Below are 20,734 nucleotides of genomic sequence, written 5' to 3'. Positions count from 1 at the left end.
CTGAAACGGCGCCTGACCTGCGAAACGTCTTCGAACGTCTTCCGGTGTCAGGTGCCGTTTCTCATCACTGCGCCTCCGGGGAGCCTTCGGCACGGATGTCCGTGTCCAAGAACTGACGAGCCACAGCCACGTCGGTGGAGGAGTGGGCAAGGATGGAGAGGCTGACGGTGAGGGCCGTCAGGTGGAACAGCTTGTCGGCCAGGTCGATGCCGGACTCCAGCACGATGAGGCCGTAGACGACCGAGGCGAAGCCTTTGGGGCCGAACCACATGGCGGCCGCCTGTTCGCGCAGGCCCAGCCCGGAGCCCTGGAACGACAGCCAGAGCGCGGCCGGCCGCGCGACCACGAGGGCGAGGATGGCGAAGGCCCAGCCCGTCCAGGCGATTTCCTCGACCAGGAAAGTAGGGGTCATCAGGGCAGCGAAGACCAGGACCGCCACGAGCTTCAGCTGCTCGGCCACCAGCTCACCCAGCTGCTCGAACTCGTGACGGAACTCCTGGGACATGGTCGCGACGGTGGCTCCGGCGGCGAAGGCACCCAGGAAGAGGTTGGCGTGCGTGGTCAGGCACAGCCCGAGCACCAACAGGCCCACGGCTGCCGGCAGCAGCGGCTGCAGGTGCCGGGCGGCCGAGAAGAAGCGCAGACGTTCCAGCCGTAGCACCAGCCATGGCACGGCAATGCCGATCACCACCCCCAGGGCCAGCTCCGTGGCGAGCGTCCAGCCGCTTGTCTCCGTGCCGCCTGCAGCGGCGAGCAGGACCAGGACGACGGGGAGCGCCAGGCCATCGTTTACGCCGGACTCGACGTTGAGCAGGTGACGCAAGCGGGGCGGCACCTCCTTCCTCCCGACGATGGCGGCCGCAAACACCGGGTCGGTGGGCGAGAGCACTGCCCCCAGCAGCAGCGACTCGAGCCAGGGCAGGCCCGCCACCCAGTGCGCCAACGCCGCGGTGACGATCAGCGTGAGCGGAAGCCCGAGTACCAGCGCACGACCCGGTAGGCGCCAGGCTCGCCGCAGATCCTTCACCCCGACCCGCATCCCGTCGCTGTACAACACCGAGAACAGCGCGAGCTCGGCCAGCACCGACACGGCCGGGTCGCCGGACTGCACCTCGAGCACATCCAGGACGCCGCGCCCGAGCAAGAAGCCCGCCACGAGGAACAGCACCGCTGTCGACAGCACCGTTCGATTGGCCAACTCGGACAGAAGTACGGCGACCACGAGCACTGCTGAGAAGCACACCAACAGAGTCGCAATGTCCACGTGGCGTCCTAACTCCCGCCGGGCGGTCCGTGTCGTACCCGAACGCCGGCCGAGGGCTCGGGTCCTCAGTGCCGCCTGCGGTACCCGTACCTGTGGACTGAATGCGTTCGCGCGACGACTTCCTTGCGCCGTGTTACATCCTCAGGACGTACGGCGCCCCTTGGACCTCGTCAGGGACTGTCCGGGCGGACGGCCGGAATCTCGCCGGTCACCGGGTCGAAGCCGTCGGCCCACGTCCCGGAGTCGAAGTCATATTCCACCGGTTGACCCTCCTCGTCGGTGCGCTGGTACCAGTCGGTGTACCGCTCGTCGGTGGAGTCGACCTCCGCACCGGCACCTTCCTCGGGACAGCTCGCCTCCACCACTTGGATGGCGAAGTTGTCGCCGTACCTCTCCACGCCCTGGAGAACGGCGTTACGGATCGCGGCCTCGGCATAGCGGTGCCGCAGGGTGTACGGGTCGGTGGCGAGGTCGCGGATCCAGGCCACGATGATCAGCAGCATCACCAGGGCGAACGGCACCGCGGTGACGATCACCAGCTGCTGCAGGCCGGCCAGGGCGGTCGCATCCCCGAGGAGCAGCATCACCACGGCGATGCCGGACATCACCAGACCCCAGAAGACGACCACCCAGCGGCTCGGCTCCAGGTGTCCCCGGGTCGACAGCATGCCCATGACCACCGAAGCGGAGTCAGCAGAGGTGATGAAGAAGATCGCCAGCACCAGGATGATCAGGAACGGAAGCCACTCGAGGTAGGGCAGGTTGTCGATCATCCTGAAGAAGACCTGCGGCGGAGTCAGGTCGTCGGCGAGCGAACCCTCCTGGGACATCTTCATCGACGTGCCGCCCATCACGCCGAAGGCGACGAAGAGCAGCGTGGAAGGGATGAGGATCGTGCCGAGAAGGAACTGCCGGATGGTACGTCCCCGCGAGATGCGGGCGATGAAGATGCCGACGAACGGCGACCAGGAGATCCACCACGCCCAGTAGTAGACGGTCCAGGTTGCCTGGAACTCCTGAGTCTCCTCTCCCCAGGACAGCGAGCGGCCCATCATGTCGAACAGTGAGCCCAGGTACTCCAGCTGCGCCGACGGCAGGAAGTTCAGCAGGAACAGCGTCGGCCCCAGGGCCAGGATCAGCCCGACGACGCCGATGGTCAGCACGATGTTGATGCTCGAGAGATAGCGGATGCCGCGGGCGACACCGGAGACGGCCGAGATCACGAAGCCCACGGTGAGCAGCAGCAGGATGCCGACCACCATGAGCTTCGTCACCTGACCGACCCCGGTGACGATGCTGACGCCGGTCCCGATCTGCATCGCCGCGATTCCGAGGGCTGCGGCGGTGCCGAAGAGGGTGGCGACGATGGCGAGGATGTCGATCAGCTTGCCCGCGAAGCCCTCGGTGAGCCGCTCGCCGAAGAGAGTGCGGAAGATCGAGGACATCAGCAGGCTCCGGCCGCGGCGATAGGCGGCGTACGCCACGGCACCACCGACGAGCGCGTACATCGCCCAGGCATGGAATCCCCAGTGGAAGTACGTCTGCGCCATCGACCGGTGCATCGCCTCGACCGAACCCGCCTCGTTGGTGAGCGGCGGTGGGTCGGTGAAGTAGGCGAGCGGCTCGGAGGGACCCCAGAAGATGACACCGATCCCGATACCTGCGGCGAAGAGCATCGCCACCCAGGCGAAGGTGCTGAACTCCGCCTCTTCGCCGTCCTTGCCGAGCGGAATCCTGCCGTAGGGCGAGAAGGCCAGGACCAGCAGCGAGACCAGCACCACGACAGCGACCGAGTTGAAGAGCCAGCCGACGTTCCGAGTGGTCCAGCCGAAGGCGGTCTGGGCGACCGAGGCCACACTGTCCGGTGCCGCGACGCCCCAGATCACGAAGCCGACCGTGAGCCCTCCGGCGATGGCGAACACGAGCTTGTCGACGCTGTAGCGCCGCCGTTGCTCGTCGATGGAGATTCCGGGGACCAGGGCTGGATGCGTGTCGTGAGGATACTTCGGGTGCATCGGATCGATCTTCCCCAACGTCTCTCCGACTCTACGACGGGCGCGCCTTCCCCCGTCCGCGTGACGCGACTGGCTAGAGGTTTCCTTCTCGTTCACAGTTCGACCCCTCGGGTTCAGCGGCCCCGCGGTTGCCATCCGTAGATCTGGCTCTTTACGATGCCTGCGCTTCGGTTCGAACAGGATCTCAACGAATCCGTCCAGGCGAACCCCCCGATTGGCTATCGCAGCCATAGGCGCCCGCAATAGGGACCCGCTCGCCTCCATCACGCTCGCTCCCCCGTCGCGTCGACGCACTATGCTCCACGCATGGACAGGCGCCACCTCGAATATTTCGTGACGGTAGCCGAGTTGGGGAGCTTCACCCGGGCGGCCCAAGCACTGTCCATCGCCCAGCCGTCGCTGTCCAACGCCATCGGCTGGCTCGAGCGAGATCTCGACGCCCGGCTCTTCGATCGACACGGCCGGGGCGTGCGACTCACTCCAGCCGGCGAGGCGCTGCTCGAGCCGGCCAGACGGTCCCTGCGATCGTTCGCGGTGGCACGTGGCGCGGTGCGCGCCGTGTCACAGGCCGGGTTCGGCCGACTGTCCATCATCACGAACACGTTGTGGGCCGTCGAACCACTGGCACGGTTGGTCGGCGAGTTTCGCGCTCTGCATCCCCGCGTCCAGGTCACCGTGGCCGATCCGATCTGGCACGGTGACGTGCTGGAAACGGTGCGCATGGGCGGAGCGGAGCTCGGCCTCGTCGACGGGACCCCTCCGGGCGGAACTCTGGAGAGCCGCTGGCTGGCCGACCTCGAGATGATGGCCGTGTGTCCGCCGGACGCCACATCGGCTCCAACGGTGAGCCGCGCCGACAAGGAATCGATCACGATCGGCGATCTCTCGGAGCGGGGCTTGGTGTGTACGCCCGACGGCACTGTGCTCCGGGGCATCGTCGCCGAACCACTCCTGGCCGCGGGCCTGTCGACGGATGTAGCCGTCGAGACGGCTCACCTCGCCGCGGTGGCGCCCCTGGTCCTGGCCGGAGCAGGGGCCGCCGTGCTCCCGCGGGCGATGGCCGACGATGCCGCCGTCAAGGGAGCGCGAGTACAACCGATCGACCCGCCACTTCGCCGGTCGGTACACGTGATCTGGCGCAAGCGCAGAGCCAGCGACCTGGCCTTGGGCTTCGTCGACTTCTGCGTCGACGCCTGCTCCACCGGCTCCCAGCCCTAAGGCATAGCAAGCGGCTATCGCTGACCTAGCCCACTCGCCGTTGCTGCCGAGAGTGTCCTGGACCGAGACTCGATGAGTCGAGCGGACCGGCACGACTCGGCCCACCCAGCATTCGAGGAGATTCCATCGTGACCTTCCACGCCGACCGGCACGTACTGCCCGAGCCCGACCAGGCGCAGGTCGTCCCCACCGCCCTCGGTATCGATGATCAGACCGCAGCCTTCGAACCCGTACGTCCGACCACGCCTCCGCCTGGGGCACCGAACGTCGTGATCGTCGTCATGGACGACCTGGGCTATGGAACGTCCAGCGCGTTCGGCGGCCCGTGCGCGATGCCGACGGCGGAGACGCTGGCCGAGCGTGGCCTGCGCTACTCCCGCTTCCACGTGACCGCTCTGTGCTCGCCGACCCGCCAGGCCCTGTTGACCGGCCGGAACCACCATTCCGTCGGGATGGGCGGCACCACCGAGATGGCCACGGCGGCGCCCGGCTACAACGGGTTCCGGCCCCAGTCTGCGGCGACGATCGCCCAGATCCTGCAGGGCAACGGCTACAGCACCGCGGCCTTCGGCAAGTGGCACCAGACCCCGCCGCGCGAGATCAGCGCGGTGGGCCCGTTCGACCGGTGGCCGACCGGCGAGGGGTTCGACACCTTCTACGGGTTCATGGGTGCGGAGATGAACCACTGGTACCCGCTGCTGTACGAAGGCACGACGCCGGTCGAGCCGGACCGGCGACCCGAGGACGGGTATCACCTCTCGGAGGATCTCGCCGACCGGGCGATCGATTGGGTGCGTACGCAGCGCACGCTGACCCCGGACCGGCCGTTCTTCACCTACCTCGCTCTCGGCGCCTCGCACGCGCCGCTGCACGTGGCGCCGGAGTGGCAAGAGAAATATCGGGGTCGGTTCGACCACGGCTGGGACGAGCAGCGCGAGGCCACCCTGGCCGAGCAGAAGCGGATCGGCGTGGCCCCGGCCGACGCCGAGCTGGCTCGCTGGGCCGACGGCGTACCCCACTGGGACGAGCTCTCCGACACGCAGCGTGCGCTCTCGGCGCGGTTCATGGAGACCTACGCCGGGTTCACCGAGCACGCCGACCAGCAGGTCGGGCGGTTCGTCGCCGCGCTCGACGAGCTCGGCGAGCTGGACAACACGCTGTTCGTCTACCTGCTCGGCGACAACGGCGCGTCGGGCGAAGGGGGCATCGAGGGCACCACGGTCGAGCACCGACTCGGCCACGGACTCGTGGACGACCCCGAGGAGATGATCGCGGACCTGGACCGGATCGGCGGCCCGGAGACCTACCCGATCGCGCCCGTCGGATGGGCGCTGGCGCTCAACACCCCGTTCCAGTGGACCAAGCAGGTCGCCTCCCACTTCGGCGGGACCCGAGACGGCCTGGTCGTGCACTGGCCCGCCGGGATCGCCGACCACGGAGGCGTCCGAGACCAGTTCCACCACGTCATCGACATCCTCCCCACGATCCTCGACTGCGCCGGCGTTCCCCAGCCGACCTCGGTAGCCGGTGTCGCCCAGCAGCCGGTCGAAGGCACGAGCATGCGCTACACCTTCGACGCCGCCGACGCGCAGGACCGACGCCGTACGCAGTACTTCGAGATGTGCGGGAACCGCGGCATCTACCACGAAGGCTGGATGGCGGTGACCCGCCATGGGACTCCCTGGGAGATGGTCCCGAAGGAAGGACGACGGTTCAGCGACGACGTCTGGGAGCTCTACCACGTCGAGACGGACTTCTCGCAGGCCCACGACCTGGCGACGGAGCACCCGCAGCTGCTGCGCGAGCTGCAGGAGCTGTTCCTCATCGAAGCCGCGAAGCACCAGGTGTTCCCACTCGATCCCCGGGTGACCGAGCGGGAGAACCCCACCCTGGCTGGACGCGTCGACCTGCTCGGCGACCGCCGGTCGGTGACCTACCGCGGCGGCATGCGGCGGTTCACCGAGGAGACCACGCCCAACGTCAAGAACCGCTCCCACAGCGTCACCGCCGACGTCGAGGTGCCCGCGACCGGCGCCGCCGGAGTGGTCATCGCCCAGGGCGGCCGGTTCGGAGGCTGGTCCCTGTACTGCGTCGAGGGCAGGGTCCGCTACGACTACAGCTACTTCGACCTGACCCACTTCACGGTCGGCGCCCAGGAACCGCTGTCCCCCGGACGTCACGAGCTCCGGATGGAGTTCCACTACGACGGCGGCGGACACGGCCGCGGCGGCGAGGTGATCTTGATGGTCGACGGCATCAAGGTCGCCCAGGGACGGGTGGAGCAGACGATCCCCTACTACTTCTCCTTCGACGAGACACTGGACATCGGAATCGACCTGGGCACCCCGGTCAGCGACGAGTACGCCGCGATCGACAACGCCTTCACCGGCACCGTGCACACCGTGCGGGTCGATCTCGACGGCCCAGCCGCGCCCGACGATGCCGACACGGAGGCGCAGCGCCACCAACGCGTCTTCATCTCCCAGTGAGGAAGCAGGATGAGATCGAGCAACAGCCGCCGCGACGTCCGCAGTCTCCTGCTCGGTGGTGACATCGAACCGGACCCCCGGTTCACCCTGGCGAACGAACGCACGTTCCTGGCCTGGATCCGCACCGCGCTCGCGGTCGTCGCGGCAGCGGTGGCGACCGAGACCCTGATGGCCGAGCAGTGGCCGCCCGCCTTCCGACAACCCGTGGCCGTGCTCCTTCTGCTCGCAGGGGTCGCGATCAGCGCCGGGGCCGCGGTGCGCTGGCTGGCGGTGGAGCGGGCTCTGCGGAGGGACCGCCCACTCCCGCTGTCGCCGCTGGTACCCATGCTCGCGCTCGTCGTGCTGGCGGGATCCGGCAGTGTCCTGGTGCTCATGCTGTGAGGCACACGGACGGAACGCCCCTGCGAGATCCTGGTCTCCAGCCAGAACGCACCAGTCTGGCCTGGTCACGAACCGTGCTCGGTTACCTGGTCGTCGCCACCATCTGCTTGAAGGCAGCGCCGCAGCTCGGCCCGGTAGGCGTCGTCTCTGCCGCCGCCTATCTCACGGTCGCAGTCGCGATCGCGTGCTCGACCACCAGGCGTTACCACCATCGTGTGCGAGGCGTGCACTCCCAGCAGTCACGACCACCGCTCCGCGCCGTGGTCGCCCTGAGTGCCGCGACCACGGCGCTCTCGGCGCACCTGCTCTGGCTCCTCATCGACTAGCCACGATTCGGTGAGTGCGGCCCACCCGCGTCCGCGTCATCTGGTCAACAACCGGGCAACAGCGGCTGCCCGGAGCGCAAATGTCGCTTAGCCTCGCCCGGTGCTAACCTTCCCGACCTTGGCCGGCGCACCTCGGACACGCCGCTCCGTCCTCGTCCTCATTCTCCCCCTCGCCACCGCTGTCGCGCTGGCGGCGGCCGCCGTGGTGGTGGTCAGCCCAGGCAACGCCGCCACCGCCACGACGATCAAGCGGTGGGAGACCCGGCTGGCCGGCATCGGCTGCAACGTCGGCCGGGTCGACGGGCGCGTGGACGACCACACCCGCACGGCCGTCGTACGCTTCCAGACCCGCCACCGACTGAGTCCGAGCGGTCGCTTCACGACCACCACGCGGAAACGGCTGATGTCGGCGACGGCGAAGCGGTGTGACGTCCGGCCGGTGCCGGCGCGCACGGGAACCGGACGCCGCATCGTGATCAGCCAGCGACAGGACTGGGTCTGGCTGGTGCGCGCCGACGGGTCCATCCGCGCGCAGGGTGGGATGATCGACGCGGAGTGGCTGGACAAGAAGTGGTACACCACCGGCTCCTACTGCGGCCGACCGGCGCGCGGCAACCCACGTACGAACTACGGCGGCACACAGTGGCTCTACCACTTCGTCCGGTTCGCGCCCTGCGGCGTCGCCTTCCACCGGGTCCCGGTGAGCATGCGAACGGGTCGTCAGATCCACCCGAACTGGTATCTCGGCACCGACAAGAAGACCTCCGACGGCTGCATCCGCCTCAGCGCCAAGATGGCGGCCGAGGTCTGGGACTTCACGAAGGTCAAGACCCGCGTACGCGTGGTGTGAGCTCAGACTCAGCGCGCGAGGCTGCGGCTGATGACGAGGCGCTGGATCTGGTTGGTGCCCTCGAAGATCTGCATCACCTTGGCCTCGCGCATGAACCGCTCGACCGGGAAGTCCTTGGTGTAGCCGGCGCCACCCAGGACCTGCACCGCGTCGGTCGTGACCTTCATGGCGTTGTCGGTGCAGACCATCTTGGCGATCGACGCCTGCCGCGAGTACGGACGGCCCGCGTCCTTGAGGCGGGCCGCGGCCAGGTAGGTGGCGCGGGCCGACTCGACCGCAGCGGCCATGTCGGCCAGCACGAACGCGAGTCCTTGGTGGTCGATGATCGCCTTGCCGAACGTCTCGCGCCCCTTGGCGTACGCGATGGCGACGTCGAGCGCCTCCTGCGCCAGTCCGGTGGCGACGGCGGCGATACCGAGGCGCCCCGCGTCGAGCCCGGCCAGCGCGATGGGCAGGCCCTGGCCCTCCGCGCCGAGGCGTCGCTCGGCCGGGATACGGACGCCGTCGAACAGCATCGTCGCGGTCGTCGAGCTCATCAGCCCCATCTTCTGCTCGGGGTTATCGGCCGTCAGACCGGGAGTGTCGGCCGGCACCAGGAAGCAGCTGATGCCCCTCGCGCCGTCGTCCGACGTGCGCGCCATGACCTTGTAGAAGTCCGCCTTGCCGCCGTGGGTCGTCCACGCCTTGGCGCCGGTGAGGACGTAGTCATCACCGTCACGGACCGCACGGGTCCGCATGGCCGCGGGGTCCGAGCCGGCGTGCGCCTCGGAGAGGCAGTACGCCCCCAGCAGCTCACCCGACAGCATCTCGGGCAGCCACGCCTGCTTCTGGTCGTCGGTCCCGGCGGTGAACAGCCCGAAGCACGACAGCGCGTGCACGCTGACCCCGACGCCCACCGACGCGGACGCCGACGCGATCTCCTCCAACGCCTGCAGGTACACCTCGTACGGCTGGTCGCCGCCCCCGACCTCCTCCGGGTACGGCAGCGACAGCAGACCGGCCCGCCCGAGCGTCCGGAAGACGTCCCGCGGGAACGTCGCGGACGCGTCGAGGTCGGCGATGACCGGGCGCAGCTCCTTGTCGACGATGGTCCGGGTCAGCTCGATGAGGTCCGCGGACTCGTCGGTGGGCATGAGACGCTGGGCGGGCATGGGGTTCCTTGCTCTCGAGGGTGGGGACGCCAGGTGGCGGGGGTCACAAGTTGATCATGTGGCCGGCGAGGCCGCGAAAGGCCTCCTGCACCGCGACCTCACGGGCAACCTGCTGATCGACCTCGAGCACGCCGGGCGCGGCGCGCTGTTGATGGCTCTGCGACGCCAGTCGCACTGACGATCCCAGCATCGGACTCCACGCGCCCCGGCCGGTCACGGGTCTGCAGCGCTGGCCTGCGGCCGGGCACGGGCAGATGCCGGCTCCGGACGACGACTCGCCGCCCCGAGCGAGGGCACGGTGTCGATGAGCCGCCGGGCCGCCTCCACCTGGCGGCCCACAGGTCGTCTTGCCCTCAGCGCCCGAGGCAGCGCCGGCACCGCGCGGAGGACACCGCGCAGCCCGGGGCCGCCTTGGAGCACAGCACGTAACGCGTGGCGTGCCACCACGGGCCAGGGCCGGCGCATCACGGCGGTGAGCAACCGGTTGCGTTCCCCGCGCGCACGCCGTTCGCTGCGGTCGCGTCCGGTCGAGGGCTGGTGCCGGGCCACGACGTCATCCACATAAGCGAGACCCAAGCCCTGCGACGCAAGATCGAGCGCGAGCCGTTCCTCCTCACCTCCGAAGAAAACCACCTCGTCGAACCCGCCGGCGGCGAGAAAGGCGTCGCGACGGACGACGGAGCCGCAGGCGAGGAATCCGAGAACGGACGGACCGGGCAGGTCCGGTTCGGTCCCGAGCGGCGAGGCCTCCATGGCAGCGCAGAGCGGATCGGGACGTTCTTCCTCCCCGACAAGGACCCGAGCGGCGAGAACCGCGAGCCGGGGATGCGCGTCGAGGATCGATGCGGCCGACGACAGGGCCCCCGGGCTCCACCACGAGTCGTCGTCGGCGAACGCGACGTACGGCGTGGTCGCTCGCTCGACTCCTGTGTTGCGCGCGACCGCTCCGAAGTTCCTGCCGAGCTCGACCACGTCGATGACTGGGAACGACGCGTGGACGTGCGCGGGCGTCCCGTCCTCGGATCCGTTGTCCAAGAGGATGACCGGGCAGCGATGACGCGGCAGCGACTCCCGTAGGTCGGGCCAACGGTTCCGGGTGATCACCACGACGGTGACGTCGGGCGTCTCGGGCAGGCCCGCCGTCATGGAAACATCCGGACGCACGTCCGCGGCGCCCGGCGGCAGTGAGTCACCTGATCGGGATGCTTTGCCCATGTGTCTTCCATGCCGATCCGGTACCCCCCTCCGGTGCACTCCATTCCGCGTGATCGGACTGTGGGGCCGCCTGCCGGCTCCGGTGTGGAGCAGGTGGAGCAGGTGGAGCAGGTGGAGCGGCTCGCCCTCGGAGTAGGCGTGGTCAGGCCACGGACGACGTGGCGCAGGCCGAGCGGGCAGCCCTGGGCATCCCCGTAGCTAGCGACCTCGTGGACCCAGCCGTTGGTCGTCCCGCGACGCTGCCGTTCAGCCGGTGACCATGGCCTGAGCTGCGGTTTCCTTGACCTTCGCGTTGGCCCAGCGCATCTGACGCAGGGTCTGCGGGTGGCACTCCTGAGCCACGGCGAGCAGATCGGAGTCCTTCATCGCCTGTGCCGTCTGGGCGAGCACCTCCCAATCCAGAGAGACCCCGGCGGCGGTGCGGTGGATATGGCGCAGGTCGGCTAGGAGCAGCAGAGTCGGTTCGTGGAAGCGGCCGGCAAGCTCGGAGCCCTTTTGCTTCAATCGGGCGACCATGGTCGCGTCATCCTCCGGAGCAGGATCGAGCTCGAGCCCATAGACCTGTGCGACCTCCGCCAGGCGGCGCACGTGTTCTTGGGACCACCTGGCGACGTCGCGGGCGACGTAGAAGATCTCGTGGTCGCTCTTTTGCAGGTCCGAGAGGTTCAGGAGGGCGCCCGCCAGGTTGTTCTCGGAGCGGTGCAGCTCCTCGATCGCGGCGCCGACCTTGTTGCCGCGAAGGCTGCGCAGGGTCTGGAGGACCTTCATCGGATGTCTCCTGTCCGGTCGATACGCTCGCTCGTGATCGCCGTCGCGTCACCCCTGGTCGGCGAAACCGTCGAAGAAACAGGCTCGGAGCCCGTGGTGGTCGGTGCCGGCGCCGGCGTGCCGCCGGCCGGGGCGATCTTGGTGGCGTTCGCGGCAGCGGTTTTGAAGATGGGCTGCTTGGAGGCTGGGTCCCAGTCGGTCAGGGTGAGCTCGTTCGCGGCGCGCCCTCGATCATCGGGCTCATGCCCGGCGGCGGTGTCCCAGTAGCCGTAGTGGAAGGGCAAGAACAGCACGCCGGGTCGGATGCCACTGATCCGCAAGCGTGCCGTGACCGCGCCTCGGGGGGTGGTGACCTGAAGGAGGTCACCCTCCTGCCATCCTCGGTCGCTCGCATCGGCGTCAGATGCCTCGACCCAGACCTCCGGGGCGGCCGCCTGCAGCTGTGGTGCGCGGCCGGTCTTGGTCCGGGTGTGGAAGTGGTAGAGCGTGCGTCCGGTGATCAGCTGGAACGGGTGGTCTTCGGAGGGAGGCTCGTGGGGCGGTAGGTACTCTGCTGCCTTGATCACCGCCTTGCCGTGCGGGTTGAGCGCCTTGTACTCCGTCGGCTCAACCGGTGCGCCGGTGATGAGGTCACGTCCGTAGCTCTCGCAGTAGTCGGGGTGGGACCAGAAGTCGCCGTCGACATAGATCCGCTCGGTCCCGTCCGGGTGCTCGTCGTTGCAGGGCCATTGGATGCCGCCGCCGCGCAGCTTGTTATAGGTGAGCCCGGTGTAGTCACACGGCCGTCCCCGGCTGCACTCCTTCCATGCCTCGAACGCCTCCTCCGGGCTGTTCCACTTCACCAGCGGCGCGCCGTCCTTGTCCTTCAGCCCGAGCCGGTGGGCGTAGTCGATGAGGATGTCCAGGTCCGGACGGGCATCGCCGGGCGGTTCGACGGCTTTCTCCGACAGGTGCACCGTGCGGTCGACGTTGGTGAAGGTGCCTGTCTTCTCCCCCCAGGTCGCCGCCGGGAGCACCACGTCGGCGAGCTGCGCGGTCTCGGTGAGGAAGAGGTCCTGCACCACCAGGAACAACCGGTCCTGGGAGAGGATCGACCGGATCCTGCGCAGCTCAGGCAGCGAGACCGCCGGGTTGGTGGCGGAGATGTGGAGGAAGCGGATGGAGCCGTCCTCGACGTACCGCATCATCTGCATGAGGTGAGTAGGGGCGGTGTAGTGCGGGATCCGCATCGGGTCGATGTTCCAAACCCGGGCGAGGTCCTTGATGTGCGAGTCGTTGCTCCAGTTGCGGAAGGCGGGCAGGTCCCCGTCGGCGCCGCACTCGCGGGTGTTCTGCGCGGTCGGCTGTCCGTTCATCTGCAACAGACCACACCCGGGCTTGCCGAGCATGCCGCGCACGATGTGGATGTTGTTGACCTGCACAGCCGCCGCCGTGGCCTGGTGGGACTGGTAGAACCCCTGCAGCACGGTGGACATCAGGCGCCTCGAGGTGCCGATCAGCCGGGCGGCCTCACGGAGGCCGGGGCCAGGCACACCGCAGACCTCCGCCGCCCGCTCCACCGTGCAGCCCTCCAGCATCTTCTCGAGCTCGGCAAACCCCACCGCATGCGCGTCCACGTACTCGTGGTCGATCCAGTCGTGCTCGAGCAGCTCGCGCAGCAGGGCGTTCATGAGCATCACGTTGGTGCCGGGTCGGGGCGCGAGGTGCACCGTGGCGTGGGCGGCCACTGGCGTCTGGCGGGAATCGACGCACACGATCGCCGGTGGGTTCGGTCCAGCGAGCCGATCCACGATACGGGCCCAGAGCACCGTCTGGGTCTCGGCCATGTTGTGGCCGTAGAGGCAGATCACGTCGGCGTGATCGATGTCGGTGTACGAACCGGGTTGGCCGTCGGAGGCGAAGGATTCTTTCAACGCTGCCGCGGCGGTCGCGGTGCACAGCCGGGTGTTGCCGTCGACGTGGTTCGTGCCGATCCCGCCGTGGGCGATGAGCCCGAGCGTGTAGTACTCCTCGAGGAAAAGCTGTCCGCTGGTGTAGAAGCCGATCGAGGATGGGCCCCTCTCCTCCAGAAGCTCCGTGGTGCGCGCGGCGACGGCGTCCAGGGCTGTGTTCCAGTCGGTCTCGACCAGCTTTCCGTCGCGACGGATCAACGGCCGCGTCAAGCGGTCCGCGGAGCCGTTGGCCTGCCACCCGTACAGGTCCTTTGGCCCGAGCCGCCCGTGGTTGACGCGGTCGACGTCACGGCCCCGCACCCCCACGATGCGACCATCCTTGACGCCGATGTCCATCGCATCGCCGTTGGAGTGCAGGATCGACGCCGACTGGACCCATCGGTCGACGTCGTCGGGCGCGACGCCGTCGGCGAGGTGGGTGTCCACTCGCACCGGCCATGGCTCGTCGGCCCCGTACGGAGTCCGGCTGCCCCAGGGCTCGGCTACACGGTCGATCTGCTGTTCCATGCCTTTGCCTCCATCGGCTCGGGTGGCTCGTGATCAGCGGTGTGACCGCCTCCTCGAGGCGGCCGCTCGGACCTCGGAGTCGGGGACACCCGGGAAGCGTCTCGGTGTCGCGCCGCTTGGTGGGCCGGTACCCAGGCAGTCGGGAAACGTGCGTTCGCGCAGGAGCGAACATGCGCCTGCCCGCAAGTCATCCTGCATCGTCACCCGCCGAACCGAAATCACGGCGTCGTCGTAGTGGGTGTGTCATTATCTCGAGCATGGCGATCGACCCCCGCGGCACGGACCTGAAGCGTTTGCTCAGCGAGGACCAAGGCGGGCCGGTGGTCATGCTGAACCTGCTGAGGTTCGACGACGGCGGCCGCGAGATGTACGACCAGTACGCCGAGGCCCTGTCGACGACGTTCCTGCCCCGATACGGCGGCGAGGTCATCTACGCCGGCGAGGGCTCCACGGCCCTCGTGGCCGAGGCGGGCCAGGAATGGGATGCAGTCCTGTTGGTCCGCTATCCCTCACGCTCCGCATTCAGCAGCATGGTCGCGGACCCGGAATATCAGCAGGTGACCGGTCTGCGGACAAAGGCGCTCACCGAAGCGGTCCTCCAGGTCACCACCCCCTGGGAGTAACCGCAGTCGCCGAGCCCGCGCAGCGCACCGTTCAGCGGGCAGGCGAAGAGCGGCGGGCTCGGTGCCGACGTACCGCAGCCCGGTTGGCGCAGCGGACCGAGCAGTAGCGCTGCCGTCCGTTCCGAGTGACGTCCACGACCACCGCAACGCATGGGTCCCCGTCCGTCTGCCCCGCGGCGCACCGGCTCAGGCGATGAATGCCCCGAGTGGTCAGGTGCAGCGCCGTGCCGACGCTGATCACCGCGCGCAGCACGTCGGGAAGCGAGTCGTTGGCCTCGTCTCGGTAGTGGATGTGCCACCCCTCCTGCCCGTGGTCGGTCAGTCGCGGATACGCCGTCGCCTGCGCCATCAGGTCGTTGAGCAACCGCGCCCGCTCCCCCGGCTCCCCCGCATCGACGATACGAAGCCACTCGTCGATCACCCCGCGGGTTCGCCGATGGTCGCCTGAGGCCTCAGCGAAGTCCATCGTCATGCCGAACTCCCTCGTCCGGGCCTCGATGCCGGCCCGGTCCTCGGGCCAGTCGTCGGCGAGCGAGGCAGCCATGAGCACGGCGTACTCGCCGTAAGGGTTGAGATGCATAAGACCATTACAGCAGGGTGGTGACCATGACGGACACCGCAACAGAGCAGTCCCCGCACGCGGACGCCACCCATGAGCACGGCTGGCTCACCGAGTCCAGCCATCAGACGTCGGAGGGCCTGGTCCTCTACGTACGCTGCACAAGCTGCGGCGTACGCCGCGTGGACCTCCAGTCCCACCCGCTCCTGCCACCGCAGTCGCTGAGCCGCGTCCGAGAATGACAGGCTGGGCAAGCCTCACCCATGGCCACCACCCGCCCGCAGCCATTCGTCGTACGGCACGGGGTCGGCGTCGTCCTCCGCCTGAGCGACGATGCTCTCGGTGAACCAGGTCCGCAGCGAGACCATCTCCGGTGTGGAGCGCAGGGTGAGCAGCTGGTGGGTCTCGCTGAGCGCGTCGGCCAGGTTGTCCGCGGCCATCAGCTCACGGACCACGACAGCCATCTCGCGGGGAAGGGTCATCTCGATGTCGACGTACTCCAGCCCCGCAGCAGCAGCGTCCAGTGCGGTGCGCCGACCCATGTGACGGGCGAAGGCCGGTCGGGCGACCAGCCGCTCGATGAGCTGGCCGAGCTCCCGCGGCGGGGTCGGGCCCTCTTCGGAGTCGATGAGCTGGAGCTCACGGACCAGGTCGTCGAGGCGCTGGTCGATCTGGAGCCCGAGCTGGACCGGGCAGCGGGGCAACCGCACGGTGACCCAGTCCGCCGGGACGGCGGACGACGCCGGCACCACCTGCTCGCCGTACTCCACCGTGGGAGGCCGTACGTCGTGCTCGACGCCGTCGCCGACGAGGTCGGCCCAGATGCGCCGCCGATCGGCGCGCTCCTCGATCCCCCAGGACTTCGCCAGCACCGACACGATGGCCAGCCCCCGCCCGGTGGTGCCCCGACTCTCGACAGGAGGCGGAGCAACGGCTTGGACAGGGACCAGCGCGCCGTCGTCCTCGACGCTGACCCTCACCGCCGGCTCGAGATCGTGCAGACGCACGTGCATGTAGGGGCTGCCGCTGTGCAGGGCCGAGTTCGCCGCCATCTCGGTGATGCACATGGCCGCGTCCTCGACCAGGTGCGCGCGACCCCAATCCAGAAGCCCATCCGTGACGAACCTGCGCGCTCCGGGCACGCTGGCCGCCTCGGCGGTGAGGCGCACCCGGAGCTCAGGTCGGCCCCGGTCGGAGACGGAGATCATGGGGCCAGTGTGCCCCCGTTCGCTCCTGCCGTCACTGGGTGAGCGGTCACTCAGTGGGATAGGGCGAGGCAGCCAACAGGCCCGCGAGGTGGGTTACGTTGCGGGCCAGGGTCCTGGTCGTCCCCGCGGTGGTCTCGGGCGTCGGCTCCTTGTCCTTGTAGTCCACGCCCTGCATGGCCTCGCCGACCCAGTAGGTCGCCGCGCCGGCGGGGATGGTGAAGCCGACGTCGTTCAACGCCTGACAGAGCTCGGCGGTGACGTGGTGGGCGCCGTCCTCGTTGCCGACGACGCCGATCCCGGCGACCTTGTCGTAGGTCAGCATCCGGCCGTCGTCGTCGGTCTCGCCGAGCTCGGCGTCGAGCCGCTCGAGCACCATCTTGCAGACCGCGGACGGCTGACCCAGCCAGATCGGGGTGACCAGCACCAGGATGTCCGCGGCCAGCATCCGCTCACGCAGCTGCGGCCACTCGTCTCCGTCGCCCTCGTCGGTGGTCACCCCGAACCGCACGTCGTGATCGACCACCCGGACCATCTCGCCGCCCACCCCGTGATCCCGGAGCGCGGAGAGCACTTGGGACCCGATCAGCTCGGAGCTGGACTCGTGAGGCGAAGGCTTGAGAGTGCAGTTCAGGATCAGACAGCTCAGTGACGTCATGCCAACCGGTAACCAAGGAGCATCGCCCTCATGCCTTGATCGCGGAACGCCCGACCCGTCTGCCGGGGTGGTCCTTCTCCTGGACGTCACGGATGCAGTGGCGGAAGCTCGCTGCCGGCCTTCGCCGGGATGCCGGAGATGACCGCCTCGAGCGCCTCCATGGCGGAGTGGCGCGGTCGCCAGTCGAGCTCCCGCTCAGCGCGGGCGGTCGACATCAGGGGCAGTTGCATGACCGCATCGAGGAGGCTGCCCGGGACGGGCGCGAGACGTGCGTGCCAGGCCGTCTCCAAGCCCTGACGCATGAGGTTCGAGGGGACCTCGACCGTCCGAGCGCCCATCAGCTCGCCGATCTCCTCGCGAGTGATCACGCCCTCACCGGCCAGGTTGAACGCGCCGGTCACCTCCGTGGTCGCGGCGGTGGCGAGAGCCCGGCCGACATCGCCGGCATGCACTGCCTGGAACCGCAGGCCCGCAGGCACCGGCACCACCGGGATCCGCCGCCGGTCCAGGAGCTCGGGCCTGGCCAGGGCGCCGCCGAAGATGCGCCGTTGCTCGCTGGCCGCCGAGCGCTGGAAGACGAACGCGGGCCGGACCCGGACCAGACGGACCTCGGGATGGTAGCCGGAGAAGGCGTCCAGAGCCCGTTCGACGTACGCCTTCTCCCGGCAGTACGCAGCCGACGACGCGCCGTCGGTCTCCCAGGTCTCGTCGAGGTGATCGTCGTGGTCGACCGGCGAGTAGGCAGCCACCGACGAGACGCACACGAGCGCCGGGACGCCGGCCCTGGTCACGGCCTCGAGCACCTTGCGCGTGCCGACCGCGTTGGTCGCCCAGGTCTCCTCGGGCCGGTGCGTCGGCTGGAACTTCCAAGCGAGGTGGACGACCGCGTCGGCCCCTTCCAGCACCGGCTCCAGGTTGCCCGTCGACACGTCGGCCTCACGCCACTCCGCAGAGGCGTGGGTGTTGGTCCGCGGGCCGCTCGGCGCCCGCCGGGCCACGGCGATGACCGTCGCGGCACCGTCCGCGGTCAAGGCCCGGATCGTGGCGCTGCCGAGGTTTCCCGACGCACCTATGACAACCACCTTCATGTGTGTCCACGCCCTTCCCGCTTCCGGCCCGATCTGTCCGATGTGCGTCACCGGTACCCACCTCGCTCCGGTTGAGCACTGTTCGATCGCCGGTCTCGAATCGCCGGATCCGGGTACCGCAGTGGTCATCCGATCCGAAGGAGGCAGATCCATGAAGGCGGTCACCTGGCAAGGGCGGCGCGACATCCGGGTGGAGGAGGTCCCGGACCCGCACATCGTCGAGGACGACGACATCATCGTCGAGGTCACCTCGTCGGGACTGTGCGGTTCCGACCTGCACCTCTACGAAGTGCTCACCGGTTTCATGACGCCGGGCGACATCGTCGGCCACGAGCCGATGGGGGTCGTGGCCGAGACCGGACCCGCGGTCCACGAGCTGAACGTCGGTGACCGGGTGGTGGTGCCGTTCAACATCAGCTGCGGAACCTGCTGGATGTGCCGGCGCGACCTGCACTCACAGTGCGAGACCACGCAGAACCGCGACCAGGGCACCGGCGCGAGCCTCTTCGGCTACAGCTCGCTCTACGGACAGGTCCCCGGCGGGCAGGCGCAGTACCTCCGCGTCCCCTTCGGCAACCAGCTGCCGGTCAAGGTGCCGCACGGCCCGCCCGATGACCGGTTCCTGTTCCTCTCCGATGTCCTGCCGACCGCATGGCAGGCGCTCCGGTACGCCGACCCAGGCCCGGAGAGCACCGTGCTGGTGCTCGGCGCCGGCCCGATCGGTGACATGGTGGCCCGTTTCGCCATCGCCGAGGGTCACCGTGTCCTCAGCGTGGATCGCGAGCCCGAGCGACTCGCCCGGGTCGAACAGCGTGGAGCCGAGACGATCTCGTTCGGGTCCGGCGACGTCGGCGAGCAGGTGCGCGAGCTGACCGACGGACGCGGAGCCGACGCCGTGGTCGACGCCGTGGGGATGGAGGCCCACGGGTCGCCGATCGCGGAGATGGCCACGACCATCCTGTCGCGGATGCCCGGCGCCGTCAGCCGCCCGGTGATGCAGACCGCCGGCGTCGACCGGATGGCCGCGCTGCACACCGCCTTCGAGGCCGTACGCCGCGGAGGCACCGTCTCGATCGCCGGCGTCTACGGCGGTGCGATGGACCCGTTCCCGATGATGCAACTGTTCGACAAGCAGGTCGGCATCCGCATGGGCCAGGCCAACGTACGCGCCTGGACTGATGACCTGATGCCGTTCCTCGAGGGCGACGACGACCCGCTGGGCGTGGACTCCTTCGCCACCCACCACGTTCCCCTCACCGAGGCTCCGTGGGCCTACAAGTCCTTCCAGACCAAGGCCGACGGGATGGTGAAGGTCGTCTTCAAGCCCTGAGCCTGGCGTTCCGCCTGCTCAGGCGAGGGCGAGGAAGAGCTTCTCCATCTTCTTGACGTCCACACCGTCGAGACCCTCGTCGGACTCGGTGAGGCACTGCTGCAGGCCGGTGGCCACGATCGCGTAGCCAGCGCGGGAGAGGGCCTTGTTCACGGCGGCCAGCTGGGTGAGGACGGACTCGCAGTCCGATCCCTCTTCCATCATGCGGATCACGCTGGCGAGGTGGCCGTTGGCGCGCTTCATGCGGGTGATGATCGCCTTGATCTCGGCGGGTTCGAGGTCCATCAGTTGTTCTCCAATGCGGCCAGAGCCGCGGTCAGCCGCTGCCGCGCGTCGGTCGCGACGGCGCGAAGGGTGTCGCCGGCGTCGCCGGCGATGGACATCATGGTGTCGGGGTCGAAGGCCTCGACAACGGTGGTGGTGTCGTCGACGGCCCGGACGACGACGTTGCAGGGCAGCAGGGCGGCGATCGAGGGATCTGCCTGCAGCGCTTGGTGAGCCAGCTGCGGACGGCAGGCCCCCAGGATGACTTGGGGTGCGACGTCGACATCGAGTTTCGCCTTCAGCGTGGCCTTCAGGTCGATCTCGGTGAGGATGCCGAATCCGGCAGCTGCGAGCTCGGCGCGCACCGCCTCGACGGTCTCGCCATAGGGGCGGCGAACGGTGGCTTCGAGCGTGTACTGCGTCATGGGTATGTCCCTCCTGGGTATCGATCACTAGGCCTGCGGCGGGTCTGCACTGACAACCATACAACCCCCTAGGGGGATGTGTTAACGTCGAAACCACAACCCCCCGGGGGGTTACACGACACGTCAGCAAAGGAGTCCCTCTCATGCGTGAGACCACCATCGACCAGCTCGCCGCGGCGCTCGATCAGGGCGCGGCTGTCATCGACGTCCGCGAGCCTGCCGAGTTCCGCGAGGGCCACGTGCCCGGGGCGATCAACATCCCGATGGATCAGCTGTTCGCCCGACTGGGCGAAGTCGATCGGGATCGTTCGGTCCACATGGTGTGCGCCTCGGGCAATCGCAGCGGTGCGATGACCGAAGTCCTGACCGCCAACGGCTTCGACGCGATCAACGTCGCGGGCGGCACCAATGCCTGGATCCGTTCCGGGCGACCGATCGAGAAATGA

At 68.7% G+C, this 20,734-nt stretch carries 22 protein-coding genes; 9 read left to right on the top strand and 13 right to left on the bottom strand.

Going from position 1 to position 20,734, the window contains the following annotated elements:
- Positions 1-64: 64 nt before the first annotated feature.
- On the bottom strand, positions 65-1,228 hold the full coding sequence (locus ABZZ22_RS00260; RefSeq protein WP_354925484.1) for a cation:proton antiporter: 1,164 nt from the start codon (positions 1,226-1,228) through the stop codon (positions 65-67).
- A 206-nt stretch (positions 1,229-1,434) separates the two neighbouring features.
- On the bottom strand, positions 1,435-3,279 hold the full coding sequence (locus ABZZ22_RS00255; RefSeq protein WP_354925481.1) for a BCCT family transporter: 1,845 nt from the start codon (positions 3,277-3,279) through the stop codon (positions 1,435-1,437).
- Positions 3,280-3,585: 306 nt separating this feature from the next.
- Here ABZZ22_RS00255 and ABZZ22_RS00250 point away from each other — a divergent pair, with 306 nt between their 5' ends.
- From ABZZ22_RS00250 to ABZZ22_RS00230, 5 genes are all read left to right on the top strand, one after another.
- Positions 3,586-4,497 carry a LysR family transcriptional regulator gene (locus ABZZ22_RS00250; protein ID WP_354925478.1) on the top strand — a complete coding sequence of 304 codons (912 nt, stop codon included), beginning with the start codon at positions 3,586-3,588 and terminating at the stop codon, positions 4,495-4,497.
- Between the two features lie 128 nt (positions 4,498-4,625).
- On the top strand, positions 4,626-6,986 hold the full coding sequence (locus ABZZ22_RS00245) for an arylsulfatase (protein WP_354925475.1): 2,361 nt from the start codon (positions 4,626-4,628) through the stop codon (positions 6,984-6,986).
- 9 nt (positions 6,987-6,995) lie between these two features.
- Complete coding sequence (locus tag ABZZ22_RS00240) at positions 6,996-7,367, top strand: DUF202 domain-containing protein (protein ID WP_354925472.1); 372 nt, start codon at positions 6,996-6,998, stop codon at positions 7,365-7,367.
- On the top strand, positions 7,364-7,693 hold the full coding sequence (locus tag ABZZ22_RS00235) for a DUF202 domain-containing protein (RefSeq protein ID WP_354925469.1): 330 nt from the start codon (positions 7,364-7,366) through the stop codon (positions 7,691-7,693). Before ABZZ22_RS00240 ends, ABZZ22_RS00235 begins: the two co-directional genes overlap by 4 nt.
- Positions 7,694-7,793: 100 nt before the next feature.
- Positions 7,794-8,543, top strand: coding sequence for a L,D-transpeptidase family protein (locus tag ABZZ22_RS00230; RefSeq protein WP_354925466.1), 750 nt, complete (start codon positions 7,794-7,796; stop codon positions 8,541-8,543).
- A gap of 8 nt (positions 8,544-8,551) precedes the next feature.
- On the opposite strand, the gene ABZZ22_RS00225 is transcribed toward ABZZ22_RS00230, so the two are convergent.
- From ABZZ22_RS00225 to ABZZ22_RS00205, 5 genes are all read right to left on the bottom strand, one after another.
- The gene (locus tag ABZZ22_RS00225) at positions 8,552-9,694 is read right to left on the bottom strand and encodes an acyl-CoA dehydrogenase family protein (protein ID WP_354925463.1); all 1,143 of its coding nucleotides are present in this window, start codon (positions 9,692-9,694) and stop codon (positions 8,552-8,554) included.
- A gap of 43 nt (positions 9,695-9,737) precedes the next feature.
- On the bottom strand, positions 9,738-9,869 hold the full coding sequence (locus ABZZ22_RS00220) for a hypothetical protein (RefSeq protein WP_354925460.1): 132 nt from the start codon (positions 9,867-9,869) through the stop codon (positions 9,738-9,740).
- A 38-nt stretch (positions 9,870-9,907) separates the two neighbouring features.
- Positions 9,908-10,840, bottom strand: coding sequence for a glycosyltransferase (locus tag ABZZ22_RS00215; protein WP_354925457.1), 933 nt, complete (start codon positions 10,838-10,840; stop codon positions 9,908-9,910).
- Positions 10,841-11,155: 315 nt separating this feature from the next.
- Positions 11,156-11,677: a hypothetical protein gene (locus ABZZ22_RS00210; RefSeq protein ID WP_354925454.1), complete on the bottom strand. Its 522-nt coding sequence runs from the start codon at positions 11,675-11,677 to the stop codon at positions 11,156-11,158.
- The gene (locus ABZZ22_RS00205) at positions 11,674-14,136 is read right to left on the bottom strand and encodes a nitrate reductase (protein ID WP_354925451.1); all 2,463 of its coding nucleotides are present in this window, start codon (positions 14,134-14,136) and stop codon (positions 11,674-11,676) included. The genes ABZZ22_RS00210 and ABZZ22_RS00205 overlap by 4 nt, the downstream gene beginning before the upstream one ends.
- Positions 14,137-14,393: 257 nt before the next feature.
- Here ABZZ22_RS00205 and ABZZ22_RS00200 point away from each other — a divergent pair, with 257 nt between their 5' ends.
- Complete coding sequence (locus ABZZ22_RS00200; RefSeq protein ID WP_354925448.1) at positions 14,394-14,759, top strand: DUF1330 domain-containing protein; 366 nt, start codon at positions 14,394-14,396, stop codon at positions 14,757-14,759.
- Positions 14,760-14,790: 31 nt separating this feature from the next.
- On the opposite strand, the gene ABZZ22_RS00195 is transcribed toward ABZZ22_RS00200, so the two are convergent.
- Positions 14,791-15,339 (bottom strand): CGNR zinc finger domain-containing protein, encoded by a 549-nt coding sequence (locus tag ABZZ22_RS00195; RefSeq protein WP_354925445.1) that lies wholly within the window; start codon positions 15,337-15,339, stop codon positions 14,791-14,793.
- Positions 15,340-15,365: 26 nt separating this feature from the next.
- Between ABZZ22_RS00195 and ABZZ22_RS00190 the strand changes: the two genes are divergently transcribed.
- Positions 15,366-15,560: a hypothetical protein gene (locus ABZZ22_RS00190; RefSeq protein WP_354925442.1), complete on the top strand. Its 195-nt coding sequence runs from the start codon at positions 15,366-15,368 to the stop codon at positions 15,558-15,560.
- A 15-nt stretch (positions 15,561-15,575) separates the two neighbouring features.
- Here the strand turns inward: ABZZ22_RS00190 and ABZZ22_RS00185 are convergent, their stop codons facing one another.
- The 3 genes from ABZZ22_RS00185 to ABZZ22_RS00175 all read right to left on the bottom strand — a co-directional run bounded on the left by ABZZ22_RS00185 (position 15,576) and on the right by ABZZ22_RS00175 (position 18,269).
- Positions 15,576-16,526 carry an ATP-binding protein gene (locus ABZZ22_RS00185; protein ID WP_354925439.1) on the bottom strand — a complete coding sequence of 317 codons (951 nt, stop codon included), beginning with the start codon at positions 16,524-16,526 and terminating at the stop codon, positions 15,576-15,578.
- Positions 16,527-16,572: 46 nt separating this feature from the next.
- Positions 16,573-17,181 (bottom strand): NAD(P)H-dependent oxidoreductase, encoded by a 609-nt coding sequence (locus tag ABZZ22_RS00180; RefSeq protein WP_354925436.1) that lies wholly within the window; start codon positions 17,179-17,181, stop codon positions 16,573-16,575.
- Positions 17,182-17,267: 86 nt separating this feature from the next.
- A complete protein-coding gene (locus ABZZ22_RS00175) occupies positions 17,268-18,269 on the bottom strand; it encodes an NAD-dependent epimerase/dehydratase family protein (protein WP_354925915.1) in 1,002 nt (333 codons plus the stop codon).
- Positions 18,270-18,420: 151 nt separating this feature from the next.
- Between ABZZ22_RS00175 and ABZZ22_RS00170 the strand changes: the two genes are divergently transcribed.
- Positions 18,421-19,599, top strand: a complete 1,179-nt coding sequence (locus ABZZ22_RS00170) for an alcohol dehydrogenase catalytic domain-containing protein (protein WP_354925433.1) — start codon at positions 18,421-18,423, stop codon at positions 19,597-19,599.
- An 18-nt stretch (positions 19,600-19,617) separates the two neighbouring features.
- Here ABZZ22_RS00170 and ABZZ22_RS00165 read toward each other — a convergent pair whose 3' ends face one another.
- Complete coding sequence (locus tag ABZZ22_RS00165; protein ID WP_292652385.1) at positions 19,618-19,884, bottom strand: metal-sensitive transcriptional regulator; 267 nt, start codon at positions 19,882-19,884, stop codon at positions 19,618-19,620.
- Entirely contained in the window at positions 19,884-20,288 is a 405-nt protein-coding gene (locus ABZZ22_RS00160) for a DUF302 domain-containing protein (RefSeq protein WP_292652387.1), read from the bottom strand. The genes ABZZ22_RS00165 and ABZZ22_RS00160 overlap by 1 nt, the downstream gene beginning before the upstream one ends.
- 143 nt (positions 20,289-20,431) lie before the next feature.
- Between ABZZ22_RS00160 and ABZZ22_RS00155 the strand changes: the two genes are divergently transcribed.
- Positions 20,432-20,734 (top strand): rhodanese-like domain-containing protein, encoded by a 303-nt coding sequence (locus tag ABZZ22_RS00155; RefSeq protein ID WP_354925429.1) that lies wholly within the window; start codon positions 20,432-20,434, stop codon positions 20,732-20,734.

This window comes from Nocardioides sp. NPDC006273 (assembly GCF_040613495.1).
Classification (GTDB): Bacteria; Actinomycetota; Actinomycetes; order Propionibacteriales; family Nocardioidaceae; genus Nocardioides.
This window is presented reverse-complemented; position numbering and strand designations above follow the sequence as displayed.